We start from the raw sequence: 19,213 nt of genomic DNA on the forward strand, positions 1-19,213 counted from the left end.
ATGACTAGCACAATAAACATACATATTCCAACGATGTCTGTCAGAATCCCCACATTAAATTGACCAATTCTCAGGGACGCGTAAGCGATAATCAGAATAATCGCTAAATAAATTAAAGGTTTCATAGCGCTTCAGTTTATAAAATGAATAGTATACAATATTACAAAAATATATCTATCTATAAAACTGAAAATCAATGTTTTATGAAATTAATTTTGGTGAAAACTAATTTAGTTAATTTTAATATTTTGAAATAATTGGCTGTGGAAAATGCTTTTTAAGCAAATTTTCAGAAAGGATTTCTTGAAACTAAAATCTCAAGAAATTGCTGTGAAAACAAAAAATCCATAATCTGACTATGAATCAAATTATGGATTAATATTTATTGAGAAAAACTTAAGATTCTAATCCCTTAGCGACTAATTCTTCGACATACTTGCGTACAGTTTCATTGGAGAAACGAGAAGTGACATCAAATGCAAAGGCATGTACCAATAAGATGCGAGCCGACTCTTCACCAATTCCTCTTGCACGCAAATAGAATAAGGCTTCATCATCAAACTGCCCCATCGTACATCCATGCGAACATTTCACGTCATCCGCAAAAATTTCCAATTGCGGTTTTGTGTACACAGTCGCCTTGTCACCAATCAACATGTTGTTATTCTGTTGAAAAGCATTAGTTTTCTGTGCATCTTCACGGACAAATATTTTACCGTTAAAGACTGCTGTCGAATTTTCTTGAGGAATATTCTTGTACCATTCGTAGGATTCGCAATGCGGTTTCATGTGGTCAACAATTGTGTGATTGTCGACTAATTGATTTCCTGCAGTCAAATTGATTCCATATAAATGTGATTCAACCTGCTCTGCATCCAAACGCACATTGATGTTATTGCGAACGAACGAAGCTCCAGGAAATGTACAGTTGTAATTATTGTACAAACTATGCTTCTTCTGATAAACTTCTGTATGGTTAATGTAACTGCTTTCTGAAGAGCCTAACTGCAAATAGTAATGTTGCATTTTTGCATTCTCTTCCAGCACAATTTCAGTGACCTTGTTGTGCAGATTTTTAGCTGTATTGGCTAACGTGACAAAAGATTCAATAATTTCTACTTCAGCATTTTGCTCCAAAACAATCAGATTTCTTGTTTGAGAAAAGAAATCCTGACCTCCCGTCGCTACATGGATTAATTGGATAGGTTTTGAAATCACTTTATTCTTCGCAACGCCCAAATAAATACCTGACGTGTACAAAGCTGTATTTAAAGCAACCAATACGTTATCTGTCTTATCTGCATGCTGTGCAAAATGACGTTCAAAGCCAGCTTCTTGCCAAGCCTCTTCAATCGGTTTTATTGTAAGGCCGATTTCTTCTTCCAAACTTGAAAATGCCAAAACATACTGCCCATTTACAAGAACAATACGGTGCGCATCTAAATTCGGGATGTCAGCCTGACTTAAATCTAAATTAGCCACATCCACATCTTCATTCAATAAATAAGGTTTATTTACTAAAGGCTGTATGTTTGTGTATTTCCAATCTTCATGTTTTACAGTCGGAAAACCTTCTTTTTCAAAACGTTCAAAAGCGGATTGACGCAAGGCGGTCAATGTCGCTGGCTCTTGAACAGTTTCTAAATTTTTGAAAGTTTGTGTCAACTGCGAAAATAAAGAATCTGCTACTAGTGTACTCATGTTATCTGTTATCAATCCGTCCATCAAAATTCCTTTCTTCGATTATACGGTTTGCGTATCTAAATCTTTTAACCAATCGTATCCTTTTTCTTCTAACTCCAAAGCCAATTCTTTAGTGCCTGTTTTAACGATTTTCCCATCGTATAATACGTGCACAAAATCAGGAACGATGTAATCCAGCAAACGTTGGTAGTGAGTAATCACAACAAAAGCATTTTCTGAAGAACGCAATTCATTCACACCATTTGCAACGATGCGCAATGCATCAATATCTAAGCCTGAATCTGTTTCATCCAAAATAGACAATTTCGGATTCAGCATCGCCAATTGAAAGATTTCATTGCGTTTTTTCTCTCCTCCGGAAAATCCTTCGTTCAATGAACGGTTAGCCAGATTAGCCGAAAATTCAACTAATTTTTGCTTTTCTTTTACCGTTTTAAGAAACTCTTTCGCTTCCATTGGAGGAAGTCCTCTATATTCACGAATATCGTTAACCGCAGTTTTCAAAAAGTTAATATTAGAAACTCCAGGAATTTCTACAGGATATTGAAAAGCTAAAAACAAACCTTCTCTAGCTCTATCTTCCGGCGAAAGGTCTAATAAATCGACACCGTCCAATAATGCAATTCCATCAGTTACTTCGTAGGAGTCGCGACCAGCCAACACATTTCCTAAGGTACTTTTACCAGCACCGTTTGGACCCATGATTGCGTGCACTTCACCAGCTTTCACTTCCAGATTTAATCCTTTTAATATTGCTTTGTCTTCAACAGAAGCATGTAAATTTTTAATGCTTAACATTTTTATGATTTTGAAAATTTTAGAATCTATTCTAGCGATTCTATATTTCTGTTTTTACTTTAATAAACTAATTTATCCTGCCGGAATGATTGACTATCCTACAGAACCTTCTAACGAAATCGCCAACAATTTCTGAGCTTCAACCGCAAATTCCATCGGCAATTGATTCAATACTTCTTTGGCGTAGCCATTGACGATTAATCCAACTGCTTTTTCAGAATCGATTCCGCGCTGGTTCAAATAAAACACTTGGTCTTCTCCAATTTTCGAAGTCGTCGCTTCGTGTTCTAATTTTGCAGATTTGCTTTTATTCTCAATGTATGGAAAAGTATGCGCTCCACAACGGTCACCAATCAACAAAGAATCACACTGCGTAAAGTTCCTTGAATTGGATGCATTTGCACCAATCTTTACTAAACCGCGGTATGAATTGTGGCTTGTTCCTGCAGAAATTCCTTTAGAAACGATTTTTGATTTGGTGTTTTTACCTAAGTGAATCATCTTAGTTCCTGTATCTGCGACCTGCTTATTGCGCGTCATCGCTACCGAATAAAATTCACCAACTGAATTATCGCCTTTCAAGATTACGCCCGGATATTTCCAAGTAATCGCCGAACCCGTTTCAACTTGTGTCCAAGAAATCTTGCTGTTATCTCCTTTACAGATTCCGCGTTTCGTTACGAAATTGAAAATACCACCGATTCCATCTTTATCACCTGGATACCAGTTTTGAACGGTTGAATATTTTATTTCCGCATCTTTTTGTGCAATCAGCTCAACAACAGCCGCATGCAGTTGATTTTCATCACGCATCGGCGCTGTACATCCTTCTAAATAAGAAACATAAGAACCTTCATCCGCGATAATCAACGTACGCTCAAATTGTCCTGTATTTTGCGCATTGATTCTAAAATAAGTTGACAATTCCATTGGGCAATGAACACCTTTCGGAATGTAAACAAATGAACCATCGGAAAATACAGCCGAATTCAACGCCGCATAGATGTTATCCGTTTGAGGAACTACTGTTCCTAAATATTCTTTAACTAAGTCAGGATATTCTTGAACAGCTTCTCCGAAAGAACAAAAGATTACTCCTTTTTCTTTCAGCTTTTCACGGAATGTTGTTTTTACAGAAACAGAATCAAATACTGCATCCACCGCAACTACACCCGCTAATATTTTTTGCTCGTCCAAAGGAATTCCCAACTTTGCAAAAGTTGACAGCAATTCTGGGTCAACTTCATCCAAGCTATCTAACTGCTTCTTCGCTTTTGGCGCAGCATAATAAGATAATTCTTGAAAATCAATCGTTGGATTTTCAAAATTTTGCCAAGTCGGCATTTTCATCGTTAAGAAATGTCTGAACGCTTTTAATCGCCATTCTAGCAACCAAGCTGGTTCATTTTTCTTAGCAGAAATCAAACGCACGGTATCTTCATTGAGCCCTTTGGGCGCAATATCCATTTCAATATCCGTCGTAAAACCGTATTTATACTCTTCGAGCTCTAGCTCTTTTAATAATTCGTCGTCTTTGGTACTCATTTTACTGTTTCCCTTAATTCAATTTCACAAATCACCTATAAGGTTACAAAGCTACGATTTATTAAGCAATTATGCGGAAGAACTACGTTCATATTCACAGAAGTTTTGGATTTCAACATGAATATGACCTATCTATAATTTTTACATAGAATTTTGAGTAAAACCACTGGGAATGATAAATAAAATCTATAAAATAAGTAGACTATCATAGCCTGCAACGATAGATTTTGTATGCAAATTTTTACTATCTCGCCAAATATAATTTTGTATATTTACAATTAAAGAAATATAATCTATTTAAAATGCCTTTCCAACCTGACAAAATTGATTTAAAAATATTAAAGCTTTTACAAGAAAATGGAAGAATTACAAATCTTCAATTAGCATCAAGTATTGGACTATCTCCTGCTCCGACATTAGAAAGAGTTCGGAAATTAGAGAATTCAGGGTTCATTAAAAGCTACCATGCTTTTGTAGACGAGGAAAAATTAGGTTTGGGCATCAAATCATTCATCCAGATTTCATTGGATTTCCATACACACAATGCGATTCCAGAATTTGTTGAAGCTGTAAAATCAATTCCAGAGGTAACGGAATGTCATCACGTGACGGGCAACTGCGATTTTATTTTAAAAGTTTACGTGAAAGATATTAAGGCGTACGAAGCTGTTATTATGGAAAAGATTTCTAAAATTCCATTTGTAAAAACATTTCAAACGATGATGATTATGTCTACCAGCAAGAAAGAACCCATTGTGCCACTGGCTTACTAATACTAAAGAATGGATAAAAACAATTACACATACAATGATTTTGCATTTATTTTAACTTGGCCAGACGCAACAATTCGCGGTGATGAAAAATGGATGATGTTTTTCAAAAAAATTGGTTTCGTTAAAAATTTAAACTTTAAAGTCGGACATACCGGAATTGTCCTTGTAAATCATTTAAGTGGTGAATTGTTATTTTATGATTTTGGCCGATACATTACTCCTCGCGGATATGGACGCGCGCGGTCAAAAGATTCGGACCCCCGATTGGAAATTGCCGTCAAGGCAAAAATTGACGACAACGCGATTTCAAACGTAGAAGAAATCGTCGCTCATTTTGAAGACCTAAAAGGCGCTATGTATGGCGAAGGCCAATTGTTTTTCTCTATTGCTACGAATTTAAATTTTGCAATTGCCAAATCGTATTGCGATGGATGGGTCGTCAGAGGCACATACCCTTACGGTGCTGTCGCAAAAAACAACAACAATTGCAGTCGCTTTATCACGCGCACGCTCATGTATGCGTCGAAAAAGTACCATCATTTGCATGGCATAAACTTCCCGGAAACTTTTAAAGCTAGTCCGATTAGCAATGTGGTGAATGCTGTGGATAATCGGATGATTTATTCGTATTCGCCAGAACAAGGATTAAAATATTTCAGAATGTCGCGTTGGCAGTCTTTCGGATTTTTGTTAAAACAAGTTTCGGATAATGTCATTCAGCGGAAATCGGATTTATTGCCCAATGATTTGATTATCGGCGCGATGAATTTTTCATCAAAACCCGAAAACATTACTGGAAACGCAACTTATTTAGGCGGTGTCGGTGATGGAGCATGGTATGTTTGGAAATTAGTCAAAAATAGCTTGATTGAAATCAGCCGATATACAAGTTCTGGACAACTTGAATATACTGTTTTAGGCAAACCAGCACAGCATTTGGATTTCGATTTGCCTTTTGAAATTACGTACGACAGTAATTTGTTATTCACGCATGTTATGCAAAATGACAAAAAAATCAAAATTAACCATCTTGAACAGGCTACAGATATCCAAAATCCGCAAAAAGAATTTGCAGAAATGTACGCTTAAATCTGCCAGTCAATTGCTTTCTTTCCATTTTTAAGCAAATAGGCATTTGCTTGGGAGAAATGCTTGGAGCCTAAAAACCCACGGTATGCTGATAATGGAGATGGGTGAACACTCGTTAAAATCAAATGCTTATTCGCATCAATCAGTGCACTTTTATTAATCGCGTAACTTCCCCAAAGTAAGAATACTACATTTTCCAATCGGTTAGAAATCTCTTTAATCACCTGGTCCGTAAAAGTTTCCCAGCCTTTCTTTTGGTGCGAACCCGCTTGATGTGCCTGAACAGTTAGCGTTGCGTTCAATAATAATACACCTTGCTCGGCCCATTTCGTTAAGTTCCCACTAGCTGGAGATTTAAAGTTTGGAATATCCGTACTTAATTCTAAATACATATTTCTCAAGGAAGGCGGTATCTGCATTCCATCGGGAACCGAAAACGACAGGCCATGTGCCTGCCCATCGTTGTGGTAGGGGTCTTGTCCCAAAATAACCACTTTGATTTCATCGAATGGAGTTAAATTAAACGCATTGAAGACCAAATTAGAAGGAGGAAAAACCAAATTAGCCTTCCGTTCATTTTGGACAAAGGTCGATAATGCCTGCATGTAGGGTTGGTCAAATTGCTTTTTGAGGATTTCCTCCCAACTTTCGTGATATCTATTTCCCATATTTTTGCAAATGTCTTGTCAAATTAACTATAACAAGTTGTAATAGCGCACAAATTAACGATATTTGTAATTCATTTAGATTTTAAAGATAAAAAGTAAATAAATATGTCAAATTTAGTTCGAATAATACTGTGTAGTCTATTAACCGTTGGAACAGTTGCTTTGTTTTGGTTTGGACATTGGGGTTGGGGAATTTTGGCAATTCTAATCGTATTATTGGCGTGGGTAACTGTATTTTTCAATGAAAAAATGTTAATCGCTCAATGGTTCTTGCGCAAAGAAAACATGGCGAAAGCAGAAGTGTGGCTTAAGAAAATTAAGAATTACGAAAAAGAGCTTACTCCTGCGCAACATGGGTATTACAACATGCTTTTGGGATTAATCGAATCACAGCGCGCTCCATTACAAGCTGAGAAATATTTCAAAAAGGCTTTAAGTTTAGGTCTTCACATGGACCATAACATTGCTTTAGCAAAATTAAGTTTGGCTGGCGTGGCAATGGCGAAACGCAATAAACGTGAAGCAGAAAAATTATTGAGCGAAGCGAAAAAAGCAGATAAAAACAAATTGCTAGACGAGCAGATTAAAATGATGAAAGGCCAAATGGCTATGATGGACCGTCAGCAAATCCGCTATTCACGATAAGTTAAGCATAGGGATTTTTAGGAATCTCAATTATGCTGTAGCGATTCTTTTTTAAAGCATTGACGACCTCTTCAGAGGGGATTTCTTTAAAAACAATAGCGCTCAGGGTCTGACTAGGAAAAAGACCTAGTCTACATCCGAAATCCAAGATATTTTTTTTCAAGCGGATAATTCTAAATTTTTTATTTGAATTATCCGCTTTTTCATTTTCAGAATTCGGGAAATAAAAATTCGGATTCAGTTTTTTTATTGCCAGCATTGGCAAAGCCATCCCAGCAGTAAACTTCTCAAATTCGCGCTCCGAAGCTTTGTAGACAAAATTTCCTACTGGCTCGTAGGAGAAGCGATTCTTCCAGATTTTATTGATTAGATTAACATTAAACAGCGAAAGAAAATTCGACAAAGCCAGCAACAAAGGCATTTTTAGAATTGGGTCTTGAGGTTCGATAATGACGATTGCCTTTTTCGCAACGCGAATCATTTCGTACAAAGCCGCATAAGGCCGAGGAAAATGATGGTAAGATTCTTTGCATAAGACATAGTCAAATTCATTATCCGAAAACGATAGTTTCTCCGCATTCTCAGCACGATATTCTTTGATTAATTCTTCTTGTTGCGCAATGGCTAGGATATCTGTATTTAAATCGGTCGCCACAACATCATGCGAAGTTTTCTGAAGAATGTAATTGGCATCGGCACCATAGGCATCCCCTAACGTCAGCCAGCGTTGTTGTTCTGTACTAGAAAGGATGGGATTGAGACAATCAAAAAATATGTTTTGCAACCAAGCATTAATGGAACCTCCATAATTTTTGATGGAAATAATTTTTCGCAACTTTTCATCATCCGAAGGAAATTGTTTTCCATACCAAGACTCATGAAGATTATAGCTAACCTGATTAAAATTTGAATCGATTTTCATAATAGTAGCCTTAAGTTGCTGGTACAACTACAATAAAATTACAAAAATTTAAAATTAATTATAAAAGGCTTCGTTGTGAAAAAATGTTAAAGTTGGGGCTTTTCTTCCAATACAACTAACTGCTCAATAAACTTCCCAACCTCCTTGCTATCTTCGAAAACGAGTTTCACTTGGGCGGGCTTGGTTTTATTCGTTTTTGACCAATTCGCGACTTTAATCGACAGCAGTACAGGCATATCAGGTTGAAGCAAATAATGTAGGTAATTCTGGCGGTCAGCTAGACTGACCAGCACACGGCCAAATTTAATCGTCGTAATAAAATTTGAATTACTCTTCTCGTCGATTACTTGTGTACCAAAAACATTCAGCTTGAATTCCCTTGGATTTCTTCCAAGCGAAATCAAAAACAACTCGATAACTGCTGTATCAGTTTTGCTGTCAACTTTCACTGATTTGACATCAATCTGCAAATCGTCGATTTCCAAAGGCACACGTTCCTCTGTCTGCGCAGCAACTTTGCCGACTCCGGCAGTAAGAACCAAAAAGAAAAAAATGGTAATTAACTTCTTCATGATTTAACTGATGTCTTTTAATGAAACAATTTGGTTATCGTGAAATTCAAAAATAGATTTTCCTTGCAATTGGATGGTTTCGCCTTCTTTGACGCCATTTGGCAAATCGATTTTCAAAACACCTGTATATTCGATGGTCACTTCAATGCTGTCTTCTTGTTCGGAAATTTCCAAAATCCGTTGATTTCTTTCCGAAAATAATTCTGTCGCCTGCAATGCTTGCTCGCGAAAAGCACCGATTCCTAATAAGGACAAATTGATTTGGTCGTCGACAATGTTTTGAAAATGGATTTCATCACTGAAATTTTCAATCATTCCCAACACATCAAAGCGGTTGTACGCTTCAATATACGATTCGACAAGTTGTAGATTTGTTGCTGTTTCCATACTTATCGTAAACGTTCTGCTGATTTAATTAGTTTCTCATCTTTTCGGATTGCTCCCAGAGCCATCGACAAAAAGATGATAGCAATAGGCAATAGGAAAAAGCCGATTCCGATATTATTTGCACCAAGGTACTGAGAAGTCATTGACAACGTCTGGCTCGAAGAAACGTATAGCCAAATCGCCATTAAGAAAATCAAAACAATCTCCAGAAAAATCAAACGGATTTGCAGTTTTCTGTCTTTGTATTTAAAGATAATAAACAAAGGAAATGCAGCTAACAAAACGGTAGCAATGGTTTGTAAAAGAAAAGATTCTTGTTTTACAGGCACTCCATTTACCGCGGTATATGCACCCGTCACATATAATTTTTTACCTAATCCAACTAAATCAATGTAGTTGACATAAGGAAAAATGAAAAGTCCAAAAAGCATTACACTAGCTAATAAAAGCCATATCGTTTGCACACGTTGTATCATAAAACTATAGTTAAGTCTAACAAATATACCATTATGTACTAAAATAGCAATTTGTCTACCGTTAAAAACAGGTGAATATCAAATTTGTTATCCAACCTATTTTATTTAATATTCAAAGTTTTCAAATCCTTACATTTGCACTGTGGAATCGGTAAAGCAACGCTATTTTTTAGAATTGGCCTATAATGGAACGAACTATCATGGTTGGCAGGTGCAGCATAATGCCATTTCCGTCCAGGAAAAAATCAACGAAGTTCTACAGACCATTTTAAGGCAGCCCATCGAAACCATAGGTGCCGGAAGAACTGATACAGGCGTTCATGCGAAGCAGTTGTTTGCTCATTTTGATACGGAGAAATTGGATTTGTCGGTCGATAAAAAACGCTTTTTGCATTCGATGAATTCCTTGTTGCCGCATGATATTAGCGTGCAAAATATTCTCGCTGTTCAGCTAGATGCGCATGCTCGATTTGATGCCACATCACGTTCTTACGAATACCATATTCATTTTGACAAAAATCCATTCTTAAACAATCTATCTTGGCTTTTGAGAGATTTTCCAAAAGTTGAGCGAATGAATGAGGCGGCCGAACATTTATTGGGCACGAAAGATTTTAGCTGTTTTAGCAAATCAAACACGCAAGTTTTTACCAATATTTGTACGATTACCCGAGCAGAATGGGTTTTGGAAAATAATGGTTTGATTTTTCACGTTACCGCAAATCGCTTTTTAAGAAACATGGTGCGTGCGATTGTTGGAACATTATTGGAAATTGGGGTTAAAAATAAGCCAATCGAGTATGTGGACGACGTGCTAAAAAGCCAAAACAGGTCGGAAGCAGGTGCTTCAGTACCAGCGCATGGTTTATATTTAACCAAAATTAAGTATCCTTACATAGAAGAAAACGAAAATTGAAACAAGAAAATATAGCAGGAAAAGCTTACGATAGCAAATTATTAAGTCGCTTAGCCAAATACATCAGTCCTTACAAAGGAATTTTTTGGATTTCTGTCGTGTTGACTATTTTGTTAGCAGCGGTTGCTCCTGCCTTGCCTTTGCTTATCGAACATACGCTGGATAGGTACATTCTTTCCGGAGATTATTCAGGCCTGAATAAAATGCTGATTGCGATGATGGCTTTGTTAATTGGACAGACGGTTATCCGCTATTACCATACGCTTACGACAAATACACTTGGGCAATCCGTTATTCGCGATATACGTATCCAGATTTTCAATCACATTACGAATTTAAGGCTAAAATATTTTGACAATACCCCTATCGGCCGTTTAATCACAAGAACGATTTCGGACTTAGAAACCATTGCCAATATTTTTTCTGAAGGACTGATTCAGATTATCGGAGATTTACTTCAATTGGTCGTGATTTTAGGCGTCATGCTGTATACGGATTGGCAATTGACTTTGATTGTCTTGATTCCGATGCCTCTGATGATTGTCGCTACCTACATCTTCAAGGAAGCAATGAAATCGGCTTTTCAATCTGTCCGTTTGTGGGTTTCCAATTTAAATACCTTTCTTCAGGAGCATATTTCCGGAATGGGAATTATCCAATATTTTGCTCGCGAAGACCAAGAATTGCGAAAATTCAAAGCCATTAACAAAGAACACCGCGATGCGAATATCCGCGCCAACTGGTATTTCTCGATATTTTTCCCTGTCTTGGAAATCATTATGGCCATTTCTTTAGGTTTATTGGTTTGGTATGGATCGAAACAGATCTTGGGCGATAAGATTTCTCCAGGAGTTGTTGTTGCCTTTATTATGTATATCAACATGATATTTAGGCCTATCCGAGAATTGATCGATAAATTCAACACACTGCAGATGGGAATGGTTTCGGCCGAACGCATTTTTGATGTGTTGGATACCAATGAATTTACTCCAAATAATGGAACTTACAAACCTGAAACCGTCCGTGGCGAAATCGAATTTCAGCATGTTTGGTTTGCTTATAATGATGAAAATTGGGTATTGAAAGATGTTAGTTTTAAAGCTGAGGCTGGAGAAACATTGGCTTTGGTCGGTGCGACTGGCGCTGGAAAATCATCGATTATCAATATCCTAAGCCGGTTTTATGAGATTCAAAAGGGGACTATTCTATTGGACGGTGTCGATATCCGCGAATATGATCTGAATTTTTTAAGACAGACGATTTCAACTGTATTGCAAGACGTATTTCTGTTTTCAGACAGCGTCATCAATAACATCAACTTGAACAATCAAGAAATTTCTAAAGAATCGATTATTGATGCAGCGAAGCAAGTTGGCGCTTATGATTTTATTATGCGCCTTCCTGGAGGTTTTGATTACGAAGTTCAGGAACGTGGAGCAACATTGTCTTCTGGACAAGCTCAATTGATTTCGTTCATCCGCGCCCTTGTGCACGACCCTAAGATTTTGATTCTGGATGAAGCCACTTCATCCATTGATACAGAAACGGAAGTATTGATTCAATCTGCAATAGAAAATCTAATGGAAGGCAGAACGGCGATTGTCATTGCTCACCGGCTGTCGACAATTCAGAAAGCCGATAAGATTATTGTCTTAGACAAAGGCGAAATCAAAGAAATGGGTTCGCATCAGCAGCTCCTAGCCATCGAAGGCTATTATAAGAAGCTGTATGATCTTCAATTTAATTCTGCAGGAATCTAACTAATGAATGAGTTCATGCACTTCACGCATGTATCTCGCTTCTTCAAGGGTATTCGTGAAATCGCGCCACTCATCAAAAGAAAAGGTAAATGTGATTTCAAAAACAGGTGTGTTCAACAATACTCTTGATTCTCCATCAGGAAATAAAAAATATTCTTCCTTTCCGATTTTAGCACGGATTCCATCAACAAACTCTTGAAATTGGGGAGTGTTGAAGGATAATAAAAATGAATTTTGCCAAATGTAATGATTGCGGCATTTCTTACAGTACGTGATAACTGTATTCCCGTTGGAGCTAAGAATAATGGATTGACACATAGAATATAATTTTTATTTAGACCAAATATAAATAATATGTTTCAAATGATGAATAGCTCAAAGCAATTTATTTTTAAAAATTTCTTACGCCAAACTAATAAGCACAAAAAAAGCGAGGTGAAATAATCGCCTCGCTTTTGCATTTATATTGGAGAGAACTTAGTTCAACCCTCTTTTTTTCATTAAATGGATTGGATCTGGATCTGCACCTCTAAATTGACGGTACATTTCAGCTGGATTCCCTGTTCCGCCTTTTTCCAAAATATTCTTTCTGAAAGCAGCGGCTGTTCCTTGGTCATACAAGCCTTTTTCTTTGAAAGCAGCAAATGCATCCGCATCCAATACTTCTGCCCAAATATAAGCGTAATAACCAGCAGAGTAACCACCAGCGAAAATGTGTTGGAAATAACTGCTTCTGTATCTCGGAATAATTGCATCAATTAATCCAATTCTCTTCATTGCATTTTGTTCGAAAGCATTCACATCACCTGTAATCGGTTTCGTCGCCGTGTGGTAATTCATATCCAACAACGAGGCCGCTAAATATTCTGTTGTCGCAAAACCTTGATCAAACGTACCCGCATTTTGCATTTTTGTAATCAACGAATCAGGAATAGCTTCTTTCGTTTGGTAGTGCTTAGCATATGTTTTCAAAACTTCTGGATCTTCAGCCCAATTCTCCATTACTTGTGAAGGCAATTCAACGAAATCCCTGGAAACCGAAGTTCCAGACAAACTTCTGTATTTTACATTCGACAATAAACCGTGTAAAGCATGTCCGAATTCGTGGAACAATGTGCTTGACTCGTCAAAGGTCAAAAGTGCTGGTTGGTCGCCAACCGGTTTAGTGAAATTACAAACGATTGAGATTACTGGAGCAACACGTTGTCCCTCATGCATACCTTGTTTGCGATAAGAAGTCATCCACGCACCAGAACGTTTTGAATCACGCGGAAAAAAGTCTGCGTATAAAATACCTAAATGCGAACCATCTTTATCTTTTACCTCATACACTTCCACTTCAGGGTGATACACAGGAACATTGTTTAAGGCAACGAATGTTAATCCCCAAAGCTTATTCGCTGTCTGAAATGCACCTTCGCGAACGTCTGTCAAACTGAAATAAGGTTTGATTTCTTCCTCATTCAATGCAAAACGTTTCACACGGATTTTTTCTGAATAGTATCTCCAATCGTATGGCGCCACGTCAAAGTCTTTTCCTTCAGCTACGATTTCTTTTTTGATGTCTGCTTCTTCAGCTTTTGCTTTCGCAATGGCTGGCGCCCATAATTTATTTAACAAAGCATATACGTTTGCCGGATTTTCGGCCATCGATTCTTCCAAAACATAAGCCGCATGTGACGAGTAGCCTAATAATTTCGCTTTTTCTAAACGCAAATTTGAAATTTTCAGAACGGATTCTTTATTGTCTAAATCATTATCATGGTTACCTTTCAATTGGTAAGCTTCCCAGATTTGCTTGCGCAATTCGCGATTTTCAGCATATTGCAAGAAAGGCATTACCGAAGGATTTTGCAAGGTAAAAACCCATTTTCCTTCTTTACCTTTAGCTTTCGCGGTTTCTGCAGCGGCTGCTTTTAGGCCGCTAGGCAATCCTGCTAAATCTTCTTCTTTCTCAACAACCAATTCAAAAGCATTATTTTCAGCCAATAAATTCTGTCCGAAAGCTGTAGTCAAAACAGAAAGTTCAGAATTGATTTTCTTTAACTTTTCTTTGTCTGCATCAGACAAATTTGCTCCTGAGCGAACGAAGCTTTTATAAGTTTCATCCAACAATTTAATATCTTCTGCATCTAAGCCTAAGCTTCCTTTCTTATCATAAACACTTTTCACGCGAGCAAATAACTTTGCATTCAAAGAAATCTCATCGCTATGCGCAGATAACACGGGTGCTAAATCTTTTGCAATCGCTTGAATCGTATCATTTGTATTCGCTGAATTCAAATTAAAAAATACGGTAGAAACGTTGGTCAACAACGAACCTGCATTTTCCAAAGCGACGATTGTATTTTCAAAAGTAGGTTCATCTTCGTTGTTCACAATGGAATCAACTTCTAAAGAATGTTTTTCCAAGGCTTTTTCAAAAGCCGGTCTAAAATGTTCGTCTTTTATTTTATCAAATGGGGGAACATTGAATGGCGTTTCATACGCTAATAAAAGAGGATTGTCTGTTTCAGTATCTTTTTGTTTGTTATCACAGCCAACGATTGTAGAAGCGATGATAATGCAAAAAGGTAAGAAATTTTTTTTATTCATTTCTGCCGTTTTAGAGATTTGCAATTTTATTTTTTTTGCAAAGTTAGTGATTATTTACTCAATAGTTGAGAATGGGCTTGTCACAATAAGATTGTAAAAAATAGTGCTGAAATTTTGTAACATATATTAAAATGCATCGACTAATCTGTAAATTTGATAATGAACGAGTTGAAAAAATTTTTCTGGTGGTGTACTGGTGTTCACCAAGAAACTTTAAATCGTTATCCAGAAGAACATAGCAAATATGTGAGCATAGGCGCTACTATTTTTTTCACTGGGCTGTTTGCTACGTTAGCCGGCGGATATGCGATGTATTTTGTGTTTAGTGGCGGTGAATATGCGGTCTTCTACTCCATGCTGTTTGGCATAATCTGGGGATTGGCAATTTTCAATTTGGACCGCTATATTGTGTTAAGCATTAACAAATCCAACAGTGGCGGTAAACAGTTTTTCCAGGCTCTTCCTCGTATCATTTTAGCCATTATTATCGGTATTGTTATTTCGAGGCCGTTGGAATTGAAGATTTTTGACAAAGAAATCAGAGAATACTTACGCACAGAATATCTACAGCAACAGCGCGCAAAAATCGACACACTGAATCGGACTTTTGAAAATAAATATGTCGTCGAATACGGTCAGTTGAATGCTTTGAAAACGCAAGCTGATTCATTAGAAACTAGCATTAAGACTGAACGGGTGCAATTAAATCACGAGATATTTGGCACCAAAACAGACCAAACTTCCGGCGTGATGGGATACGGCCCCTATGCGAAAATGAAGGAAGAAGCGTTGAATAAACAATCCGTTTATTTAGACACATTGCGAAGCAGAATTCAACTCAAAGAATCTCAACTCTTGACTCGGAAAGCAAATGAAGGATTGCTCGACCAAAAAATACTCTCGGATAAATCGCTTGATAGCGCAGTAAATGTAGCAGGTTTTGCCGACCGAAATTCGGCGTTAGGAAATTTACAAAACAGGCCCGATGGCACGATTAACAAATCCGTTGAATATGCCGTAAATTTTATCGCTTTGCTATTTATCTTTTTTGAATGCTTGCCAGTTTTTGTGAAGCTGATGAGCGGACGAGATTCCTACGATAAAGCGATTGAAAATCAGCGAACGGTGCATGACTATGAATCTGACACGCATGTGGATATTGAAAAGAAAGCGATAGACCGCATTGCTGATTATCGAACGGATGTATCCATTAAGAAACGAATGGACCGCTTGGCAGAAGATTACAACGCAAGTGTAAAATCCTAATTTTTTATCCTCATAAATTAGTTTGGCTATTTTACTGTGGCTTTATTTTTGAATAGCATTATTCAGTTTTTCATCCATCCAAGAAAATGAAAAAAACGAACATTAAAGGATAAAGAAATGATTGGAATAGTTGGAGGCGTCGGTCCATTAGCTGGATTAGATGTCGTAAAAAAAATAATTGAGGAAACGATAGCGGTTAAGGACCAAGACCACCTGCCTTTAATCCTATCTTCACAGCCGAACAGAATTGTCGACCGGACAGCGTATTTGGTTGGGCAGGAAGAAATGAATCCTGGATATGCCATTGCGTCAATTATTTTAGAATTGGAAAAATCTGGGGTAACTGTTGCTGGGATTCCAAACCATACGGCTCATGCGCCACGGATTTTTGATGTCATACAAGAGGAATTATTGGTCAATGGTTCGCAAGTTACTTTACTGAATCTGATTGAAGAAACTGCCCGATTCATTAAAGAGCATTACGGAGAAATTGCTGTCGGAATTCTGAGTACGACCGGAACACGCAATACGCGCATCTATAAATTAATTTTAGAAAGTTTAGGATTAACTGCTGTTGAACCTGATGAAGAATGGCAACAAAAAATCCATGCTGCGATTTATGATGAAACGTACGGACTGAAAGCGGTAATTTCTGTCACCAATCGTGCACGAGAAGATTTAGTGGCTTCCGTTTCACAATTGAAACATCAAGGTGCACAAGCAATTATTTTGGGTTCATCAGAACTTCCTTTGGCATTAAAAGAAAAGGAATATGCCGGATTGCCATTGATTGACCCGAATAGGATTTTGGCAAGAGCGTTGATTCAAAAATTAGAGCCATCAAAACTTTGCGAATTTAAACCTTAATAAGTAATTTCATTCTATAAAGTAATACCTTGTCTCCAAACGAGCTGATAAGGTATTATTTCTTCATCCTTAAACTAAATCATACAACATGAAAAATACCTTTCAAACCATCACATTAACTTTAGTTATTTGTCTCGCAACTCTTCACGGCATGGCACAAACTGTAAATTATAGACAGGATTTATCCATCTTCCCAAAACCAGAAGTTGGTTACAAACAAATGGTTATTGATGTTCCGCATTCGGAAAAAGACAGCGAGAAGAAAATCGAATTTACTGTCGGGAAATATTTAGAAGTAGACGTTTGCAACTCGCATGGCTTAGCGGGAGAATTGAAGTCGAAAGAATTGGAAGGCTGGGGATTTAATTACTACCAATTTAAAACTAACGGAGCTGTTAGAAGCACTATGATGGCTTGTGCTGACGCAACGAAAGTAACCAAGTTCATTCCTTCCGAATCACAAATCGTGAACTATAACGGCCGGTTGCCGATAGTCATTTATGTGCCTGAAGATTGCGACGTGCAATTTAAAATCTATCAATCTGACAATGATACCTACAGCGCAAGCGAGGTAAAAGTCAAAAAATAAAGAATTACAATTTATATGCATAACGAGCTGTCGATAAAACCTATTGGCAGCTTTGTTTTTTATAAGAATAGTTAAGTAAATTCGCTTAAGCATGTTTATTTATACCGAGAACCATGAAAACTACTCCCATTGAATCAATAAACGAAGTTTATGAAAAGCAGCTGGCTTATAAATCTGTTTTAAAACAGTCATTGGCAGAAGACCGCATCAAGCTTTTGAAAAAATTATTGAGAAGCATAGAAAATAATTCGGAACAAATTAAACAAGCCTTATTCTTGGATTTTAGGAAAAGTCCAATTGAGACGGATATTACGGAGATTTTTGCAGCATCTTTTGAAATCAAAGAAATCATTAAAAACTTGGCGAAATGGATGCGAAACCAAAAAGTCAGCAAACCGCTTTCTTTCTTTTCCATAAAACCTTACCTGCATTACGAGCCCAAAGGAAACTCAGTGATTATTACACCTTGGAATTATCCATTTCAACTGCCCATTTCACATTTAGCGAGCAGCATTGCCGCAGGCAATACGGTTATCCTAAAACTATCTGAATATTCGCCACATGTGAATGAAGTGATAGCATCCATCCTTAAAGAAATTTTCAAGGAAGAACATGTTTTCGTTGTCAACGGAGCGAAGGAAGAAACGACGCATTTACTTTCGCTAAAATTTGACCATATCCATTTTACGGGTTCTTCTGAAGTTGGAAAAATTGTTATGGCCGCCGCCTCAAAGAATTTGTCGGATATTACATTGGAATTAGGCGGAAAATCTCCTGTATTTATTGACAAAAATGTCAATGTTAAGCAAGTGGTTAAAAATATTATCTGGGCAAAATTTGTGAATGCTGGACAAACCTGCATCGCTCCTGATTATTTAATTGTCGACAAACAAATTCAAAATGAAATCGAACACACATTTAAAGAAGAATTGGTGCGTGCATTTGGAGAAAACCCAAAAGATTCACCTGATTTCGCGAGAATAATCAATGACAAGCAGTTTGACAGATTGGTAGAAGGCTTGAATGACGCTCGAGCAATTGGTGCGCATTTGATTGCTGGAGGAATCTCGGATAGCAAAGAGCGCTACATTTCACCAACCGTAATCAGAAATGTTTCCCAGCAAAATAAATTGATGCAAGAAGAAATTTTTGGGCCAATTCTACCCATTATCTACGTAGAGCAAATCAATGAAGGATTGAATTTAGTCAATAGTAAAGAGAAGCCTTTGGCCTTGTATATTTTCAGCAAAGATGCCAATTATATAAAACATGTAATCCGAAACACCACAGCAGGAGGAACCTGTGTAAATGATGCAATGGTTCATATTTTGCATCCCAATCTGCCTTTTGGCGGAGTGAATAATTCTGGAATCGGACAGTCTTTGGGCTGGTATGGTTTTAAATCCTTCTCTCATGAACGAGCGATTGCCGAAGCACGATTTATGCCTATGTCAAAATTCTTTTGGTTTCCCTACACGGACAAGACAAAGTCGGTGTTGAAATGGCTGAGGAAGGTGATGTGAAAAATTCAAAAGTAAAAATTGCAAAGTAAAAAGTAAAAATTCAAAAGTAAAAAATTCGGAAAGACTTTCAGGATCAAAAGACACCAAGACTTTGTGGTTCTTTGTGTCTTTTGTGTTC

The 19,213-nt window shown here is 37.3% G+C and carries 19 protein-coding genes; 9 read left to right on the plus strand and 10 right to left on the minus strand.

The window, feature by feature from the left end; genetic code table 11:
• Window positions 1-396: 396 nt before the first annotated feature.
• The 3 genes from sufD to sufB all read right to left on the minus strand — a co-directional run bounded on the left by sufD (window position 397) and on the right by sufB (window position 4,047).
• A complete protein-coding gene (sufD, locus tag C4F49_RS02085) occupies window positions 397-1,701 on the minus strand; it encodes a Fe-S cluster assembly protein SufD (RefSeq protein WP_231388177.1) in 1,305 nt (434 codons plus the stop codon).
• A 42-nt stretch (window positions 1,702-1,743) separates the two neighbouring features.
• On the minus strand, window positions 1,744-2,502 hold the full coding sequence (sufC, locus tag C4F49_RS02090) for a Fe-S cluster assembly ATPase SufC (protein ID WP_336244657.1): 759 nt from the start codon (window positions 2,500-2,502) through the stop codon (window positions 1,744-1,746).
• 93 nt (window positions 2,503-2,595) lie between these two features.
• A complete protein-coding gene (gene sufB / locus C4F49_RS02095) occupies window positions 2,596-4,047 on the minus strand; it encodes a Fe-S cluster assembly protein SufB (protein ID WP_196934169.1) in 1,452 nt (483 codons plus the stop codon).
• A 302-nt stretch (window positions 4,048-4,349) separates the two neighbouring features.
• Here sufB and C4F49_RS02100 point away from each other — a divergent pair, with 302 nt between their 5' ends.
• Both C4F49_RS02100 and C4F49_RS02105 read left to right on the plus strand, forming a co-directional pair.
• Window positions 4,350-4,820 (plus strand): Lrp/AsnC family transcriptional regulator, encoded by a 471-nt coding sequence (locus C4F49_RS02100; protein ID WP_196934170.1) that lies wholly within the window; start codon window positions 4,350-4,352, stop codon window positions 4,818-4,820.
• 9 nt (window positions 4,821-4,829) lie between these two features.
• Window positions 4,830-5,909: a DUF6695 family protein gene (locus C4F49_RS02105; RefSeq protein ID WP_196934172.1), complete on the plus strand. Its 1,080-nt coding sequence runs from the start codon at window positions 4,830-4,832 to the stop codon at window positions 5,907-5,909.
• On the opposite strand, the gene ung is transcribed toward C4F49_RS02105, so the two are convergent.
• A complete protein-coding gene (gene ung / locus C4F49_RS02110; RefSeq protein WP_196934174.1) occupies window positions 5,906-6,577 on the minus strand; it encodes a uracil-DNA glycosylase in 672 nt (223 codons plus the stop codon). The genes C4F49_RS02105 and ung overlap by 4 nt on opposite strands.
• A gap of 105 nt (window positions 6,578-6,682) precedes the next feature.
• Between ung and C4F49_RS02115 the strand changes: the two genes are divergently transcribed.
• Window positions 6,683-7,222: a tetratricopeptide repeat protein gene (locus C4F49_RS02115; protein ID WP_196934176.1), complete on the plus strand. Its 540-nt coding sequence runs from the start codon at window positions 6,683-6,685 to the stop codon at window positions 7,220-7,222.
• Window position 7,223: 1 nt separating this feature from the next.
• Here C4F49_RS02115 and C4F49_RS02120 read toward each other — a convergent pair whose 3' ends face one another.
• The 4 genes from C4F49_RS02120 to C4F49_RS02135 form a co-directional block, all read right to left on the minus strand.
• Window positions 7,224-8,144, minus strand: a complete 921-nt coding sequence (locus C4F49_RS02120; protein ID WP_196934178.1) for a class I SAM-dependent methyltransferase — start codon at window positions 8,142-8,144, stop codon at window positions 7,224-7,226.
• Between the two features lie 86 nt (window positions 8,145-8,230).
• On the minus strand, window positions 8,231-8,716 hold the full coding sequence (locus C4F49_RS02125) for a hypothetical protein (RefSeq protein ID WP_231388178.1): 486 nt from the start codon (window positions 8,714-8,716) through the stop codon (window positions 8,231-8,233).
• Between the two features lie 3 nt (window positions 8,717-8,719).
• Window positions 8,720-9,103, minus strand: coding sequence for a nuclear transport factor 2 family protein (locus C4F49_RS02130; protein WP_196934180.1), 384 nt, complete (start codon window positions 9,101-9,103; stop codon window positions 8,720-8,722).
• A gap of 2 nt (window positions 9,104-9,105) precedes the next feature.
• Entirely contained in the window at window positions 9,106-9,579 is a 474-nt protein-coding gene (locus C4F49_RS02135; RefSeq protein WP_196934182.1) for a DUF4293 domain-containing protein, read from the minus strand.
• A gap of 142 nt (window positions 9,580-9,721) precedes the next feature.
• On the opposite strand from C4F49_RS02135, the gene truA reads away from it, so the two are divergent.
• Both truA and C4F49_RS02145 read left to right on the plus strand, forming a co-directional pair.
• The gene (gene truA, locus C4F49_RS02140; RefSeq protein ID WP_196934184.1) at window positions 9,722-10,495 is read left to right on the plus strand and encodes a tRNA pseudouridine(38-40) synthase TruA; all 774 of its coding nucleotides are present in this window, start codon (window positions 9,722-9,724) and stop codon (window positions 10,493-10,495) included.
• Window positions 10,492-12,255 (plus strand): ABC transporter ATP-binding protein, encoded by a 1,764-nt coding sequence (locus tag C4F49_RS02145; RefSeq protein WP_196934186.1) that lies wholly within the window; start codon window positions 10,492-10,494, stop codon window positions 12,253-12,255. Before truA ends, C4F49_RS02145 begins: the two co-directional genes overlap by 4 nt.
• Here the strand turns inward: C4F49_RS02145 and C4F49_RS02150 are convergent, their stop codons facing one another.
• Window positions 12,256-12,573 carry a hypothetical protein gene (locus C4F49_RS02150; RefSeq protein WP_196934187.1) on the minus strand — a complete coding sequence of 106 codons (318 nt, stop codon included), beginning with the start codon at window positions 12,571-12,573 and terminating at the stop codon, window positions 12,256-12,258.
• A 159-nt stretch (window positions 12,574-12,732) separates the two neighbouring features.
• On the minus strand, window positions 12,733-14,850 hold the full coding sequence (locus tag C4F49_RS02155; protein WP_196934189.1) for a M3 family metallopeptidase: 2,118 nt from the start codon (window positions 14,848-14,850) through the stop codon (window positions 12,733-12,735).
• Between the two features lie 159 nt (window positions 14,851-15,009).
• Here C4F49_RS02155 and C4F49_RS02160 point away from each other — a divergent pair, with 159 nt between their 5' ends.
• The 4 genes from C4F49_RS02160 (at window position 15,010) to C4F49_RS02175 (ending at window position 19,095) form a co-directional block, all read left to right on the plus strand.
• Complete coding sequence (locus C4F49_RS02160) at window positions 15,010-16,116, plus strand: DUF4407 domain-containing protein (RefSeq protein WP_196934193.1); 1,107 nt, start codon at window positions 15,010-15,012, stop codon at window positions 16,114-16,116.
• A gap of 117 nt (window positions 16,117-16,233) precedes the next feature.
• Window positions 16,234-16,983, plus strand: coding sequence for an aspartate/glutamate racemase family protein (locus C4F49_RS02165; RefSeq protein ID WP_196934195.1), 750 nt, complete (start codon window positions 16,234-16,236; stop codon window positions 16,981-16,983).
• Window positions 16,984-17,071: 88 nt separating this feature from the next.
• Window positions 17,072-17,572 carry an ecotin family protein gene (locus C4F49_RS02170; RefSeq protein ID WP_196934197.1) on the plus strand — a complete coding sequence of 167 codons (501 nt, stop codon included), beginning with the start codon at window positions 17,072-17,074 and terminating at the stop codon, window positions 17,570-17,572.
• Between the two features lie 113 nt (window positions 17,573-17,685).
• Window positions 17,686-19,095: an aldehyde dehydrogenase family protein gene (locus C4F49_RS02175; RefSeq protein ID WP_196934199.1), complete on the plus strand. Its 1,410-nt coding sequence runs from the start codon at window positions 17,686-17,688 to the stop codon at window positions 19,093-19,095.
• Window positions 19,096-19,213: the final 118 nt, after the last annotated feature.

Origin of the sequence: Sphingobacterium hungaricum (assembly GCF_015210005.1) — a bacterium.
Lineage (GTDB): Bacteria > Bacteroidota > Bacteroidia > Sphingobacteriales > Sphingobacteriaceae > Sphingobacterium > Sphingobacterium hungaricum.

What these genes read in the sequence shown, in the direction of transcription:
- C4F49_RS02100 (WP_196934170.1), top strand. Translation starts at nt 4,350, where the DNA reads ATGCCTTTCCAACCTGACAAAATTGATTTAAAAATATTAAAGCTTTTA.
- C4F49_RS02105 (WP_196934172.1), top strand. Translation starts at nt 4,830, where the DNA reads ATGGATAAAAACAATTACACATACAATGATTTTGCATTTATTTTAACT.
- C4F49_RS02130 (WP_196934180.1), bottom strand. Translation starts at nt 9,103, where the DNA reads ATGGAAACAGCAACAAATCTACAACTTGTCGAATCGTATATTGAAGCG.
- sufB (WP_196934169.1), bottom strand. Translation starts at nt 4,047, where the DNA reads ATGAGTACCAAAGACGACGAATTATTAAAAGAGCTAGAGCTCGAAGAG.
- C4F49_RS02160 (WP_196934193.1), top strand. Translation starts at nt 15,010, where the DNA reads ATGAACGAGTTGAAAAAATTTTTCTGGTGGTGTACTGGTGTTCACCAA.
- C4F49_RS02125 (WP_231388178.1), bottom strand. Translation starts at nt 8,716, where the DNA reads ATGAAGAAGTTAATTACCATTTTTTTCTTTTTGGTTCTTACTGCCGGA.
- C4F49_RS02150 (WP_196934187.1), bottom strand. Translation starts at nt 12,573, where the DNA reads ATGTGTCAATCCATTATTCTTAGCTCCAACGGGAATACAGTTATCACG.
- sufD (WP_231388177.1), bottom strand. Translation starts at nt 1,701, where the DNA reads ATGAGTACACTAGTAGCAGATTCTTTATTTTCGCAGTTGACACAAACT.
- C4F49_RS02155 (WP_196934189.1), bottom strand. Translation starts at nt 14,850, where the DNA reads ATGAATAAAAAAAATTTCTTACCTTTTTGCATTATCATCGCTTCTACA.
- C4F49_RS02115 (WP_196934176.1), top strand. Translation starts at nt 6,683, where the DNA reads ATGTCAAATTTAGTTCGAATAATACTGTGTAGTCTATTAACCGTTGGA.
- ung (WP_196934174.1), bottom strand. Translation starts at nt 6,577, where the DNA reads ATGGGAAATAGATATCACGAAAGTTGGGAGGAAATCCTCAAAAAGCAA.
- sufC (WP_336244657.1), bottom strand. Translation starts at nt 2,502, where the DNA reads ATGTTAAGCATTAAAAATTTACATGCTTCTGTTGAAGACAAAGCAATA.
- C4F49_RS02170 (WP_196934197.1), top strand. Translation starts at nt 17,072, where the DNA reads ATGAAAAATACCTTTCAAACCATCACATTAACTTTAGTTATTTGTCTC.
- C4F49_RS02120 (WP_196934178.1), bottom strand. Translation starts at nt 8,144, where the DNA reads ATGAAAATCGATTCAAATTTTAATCAGGTTAGCTATAATCTTCATGAG.
- C4F49_RS02175 (WP_196934199.1), top strand. Translation starts at nt 17,686, where the DNA reads ATGAAAACTACTCCCATTGAATCAATAAACGAAGTTTATGAAAAGCAG.
- C4F49_RS02135 (WP_196934182.1), bottom strand. Translation starts at nt 9,579, where the DNA reads ATGATACAACGTGTGCAAACGATATGGCTTTTATTAGCTAGTGTAATG.
- C4F49_RS02165 (WP_196934195.1), top strand. Translation starts at nt 16,234, where the DNA reads ATGATTGGAATAGTTGGAGGCGTCGGTCCATTAGCTGGATTAGATGTC.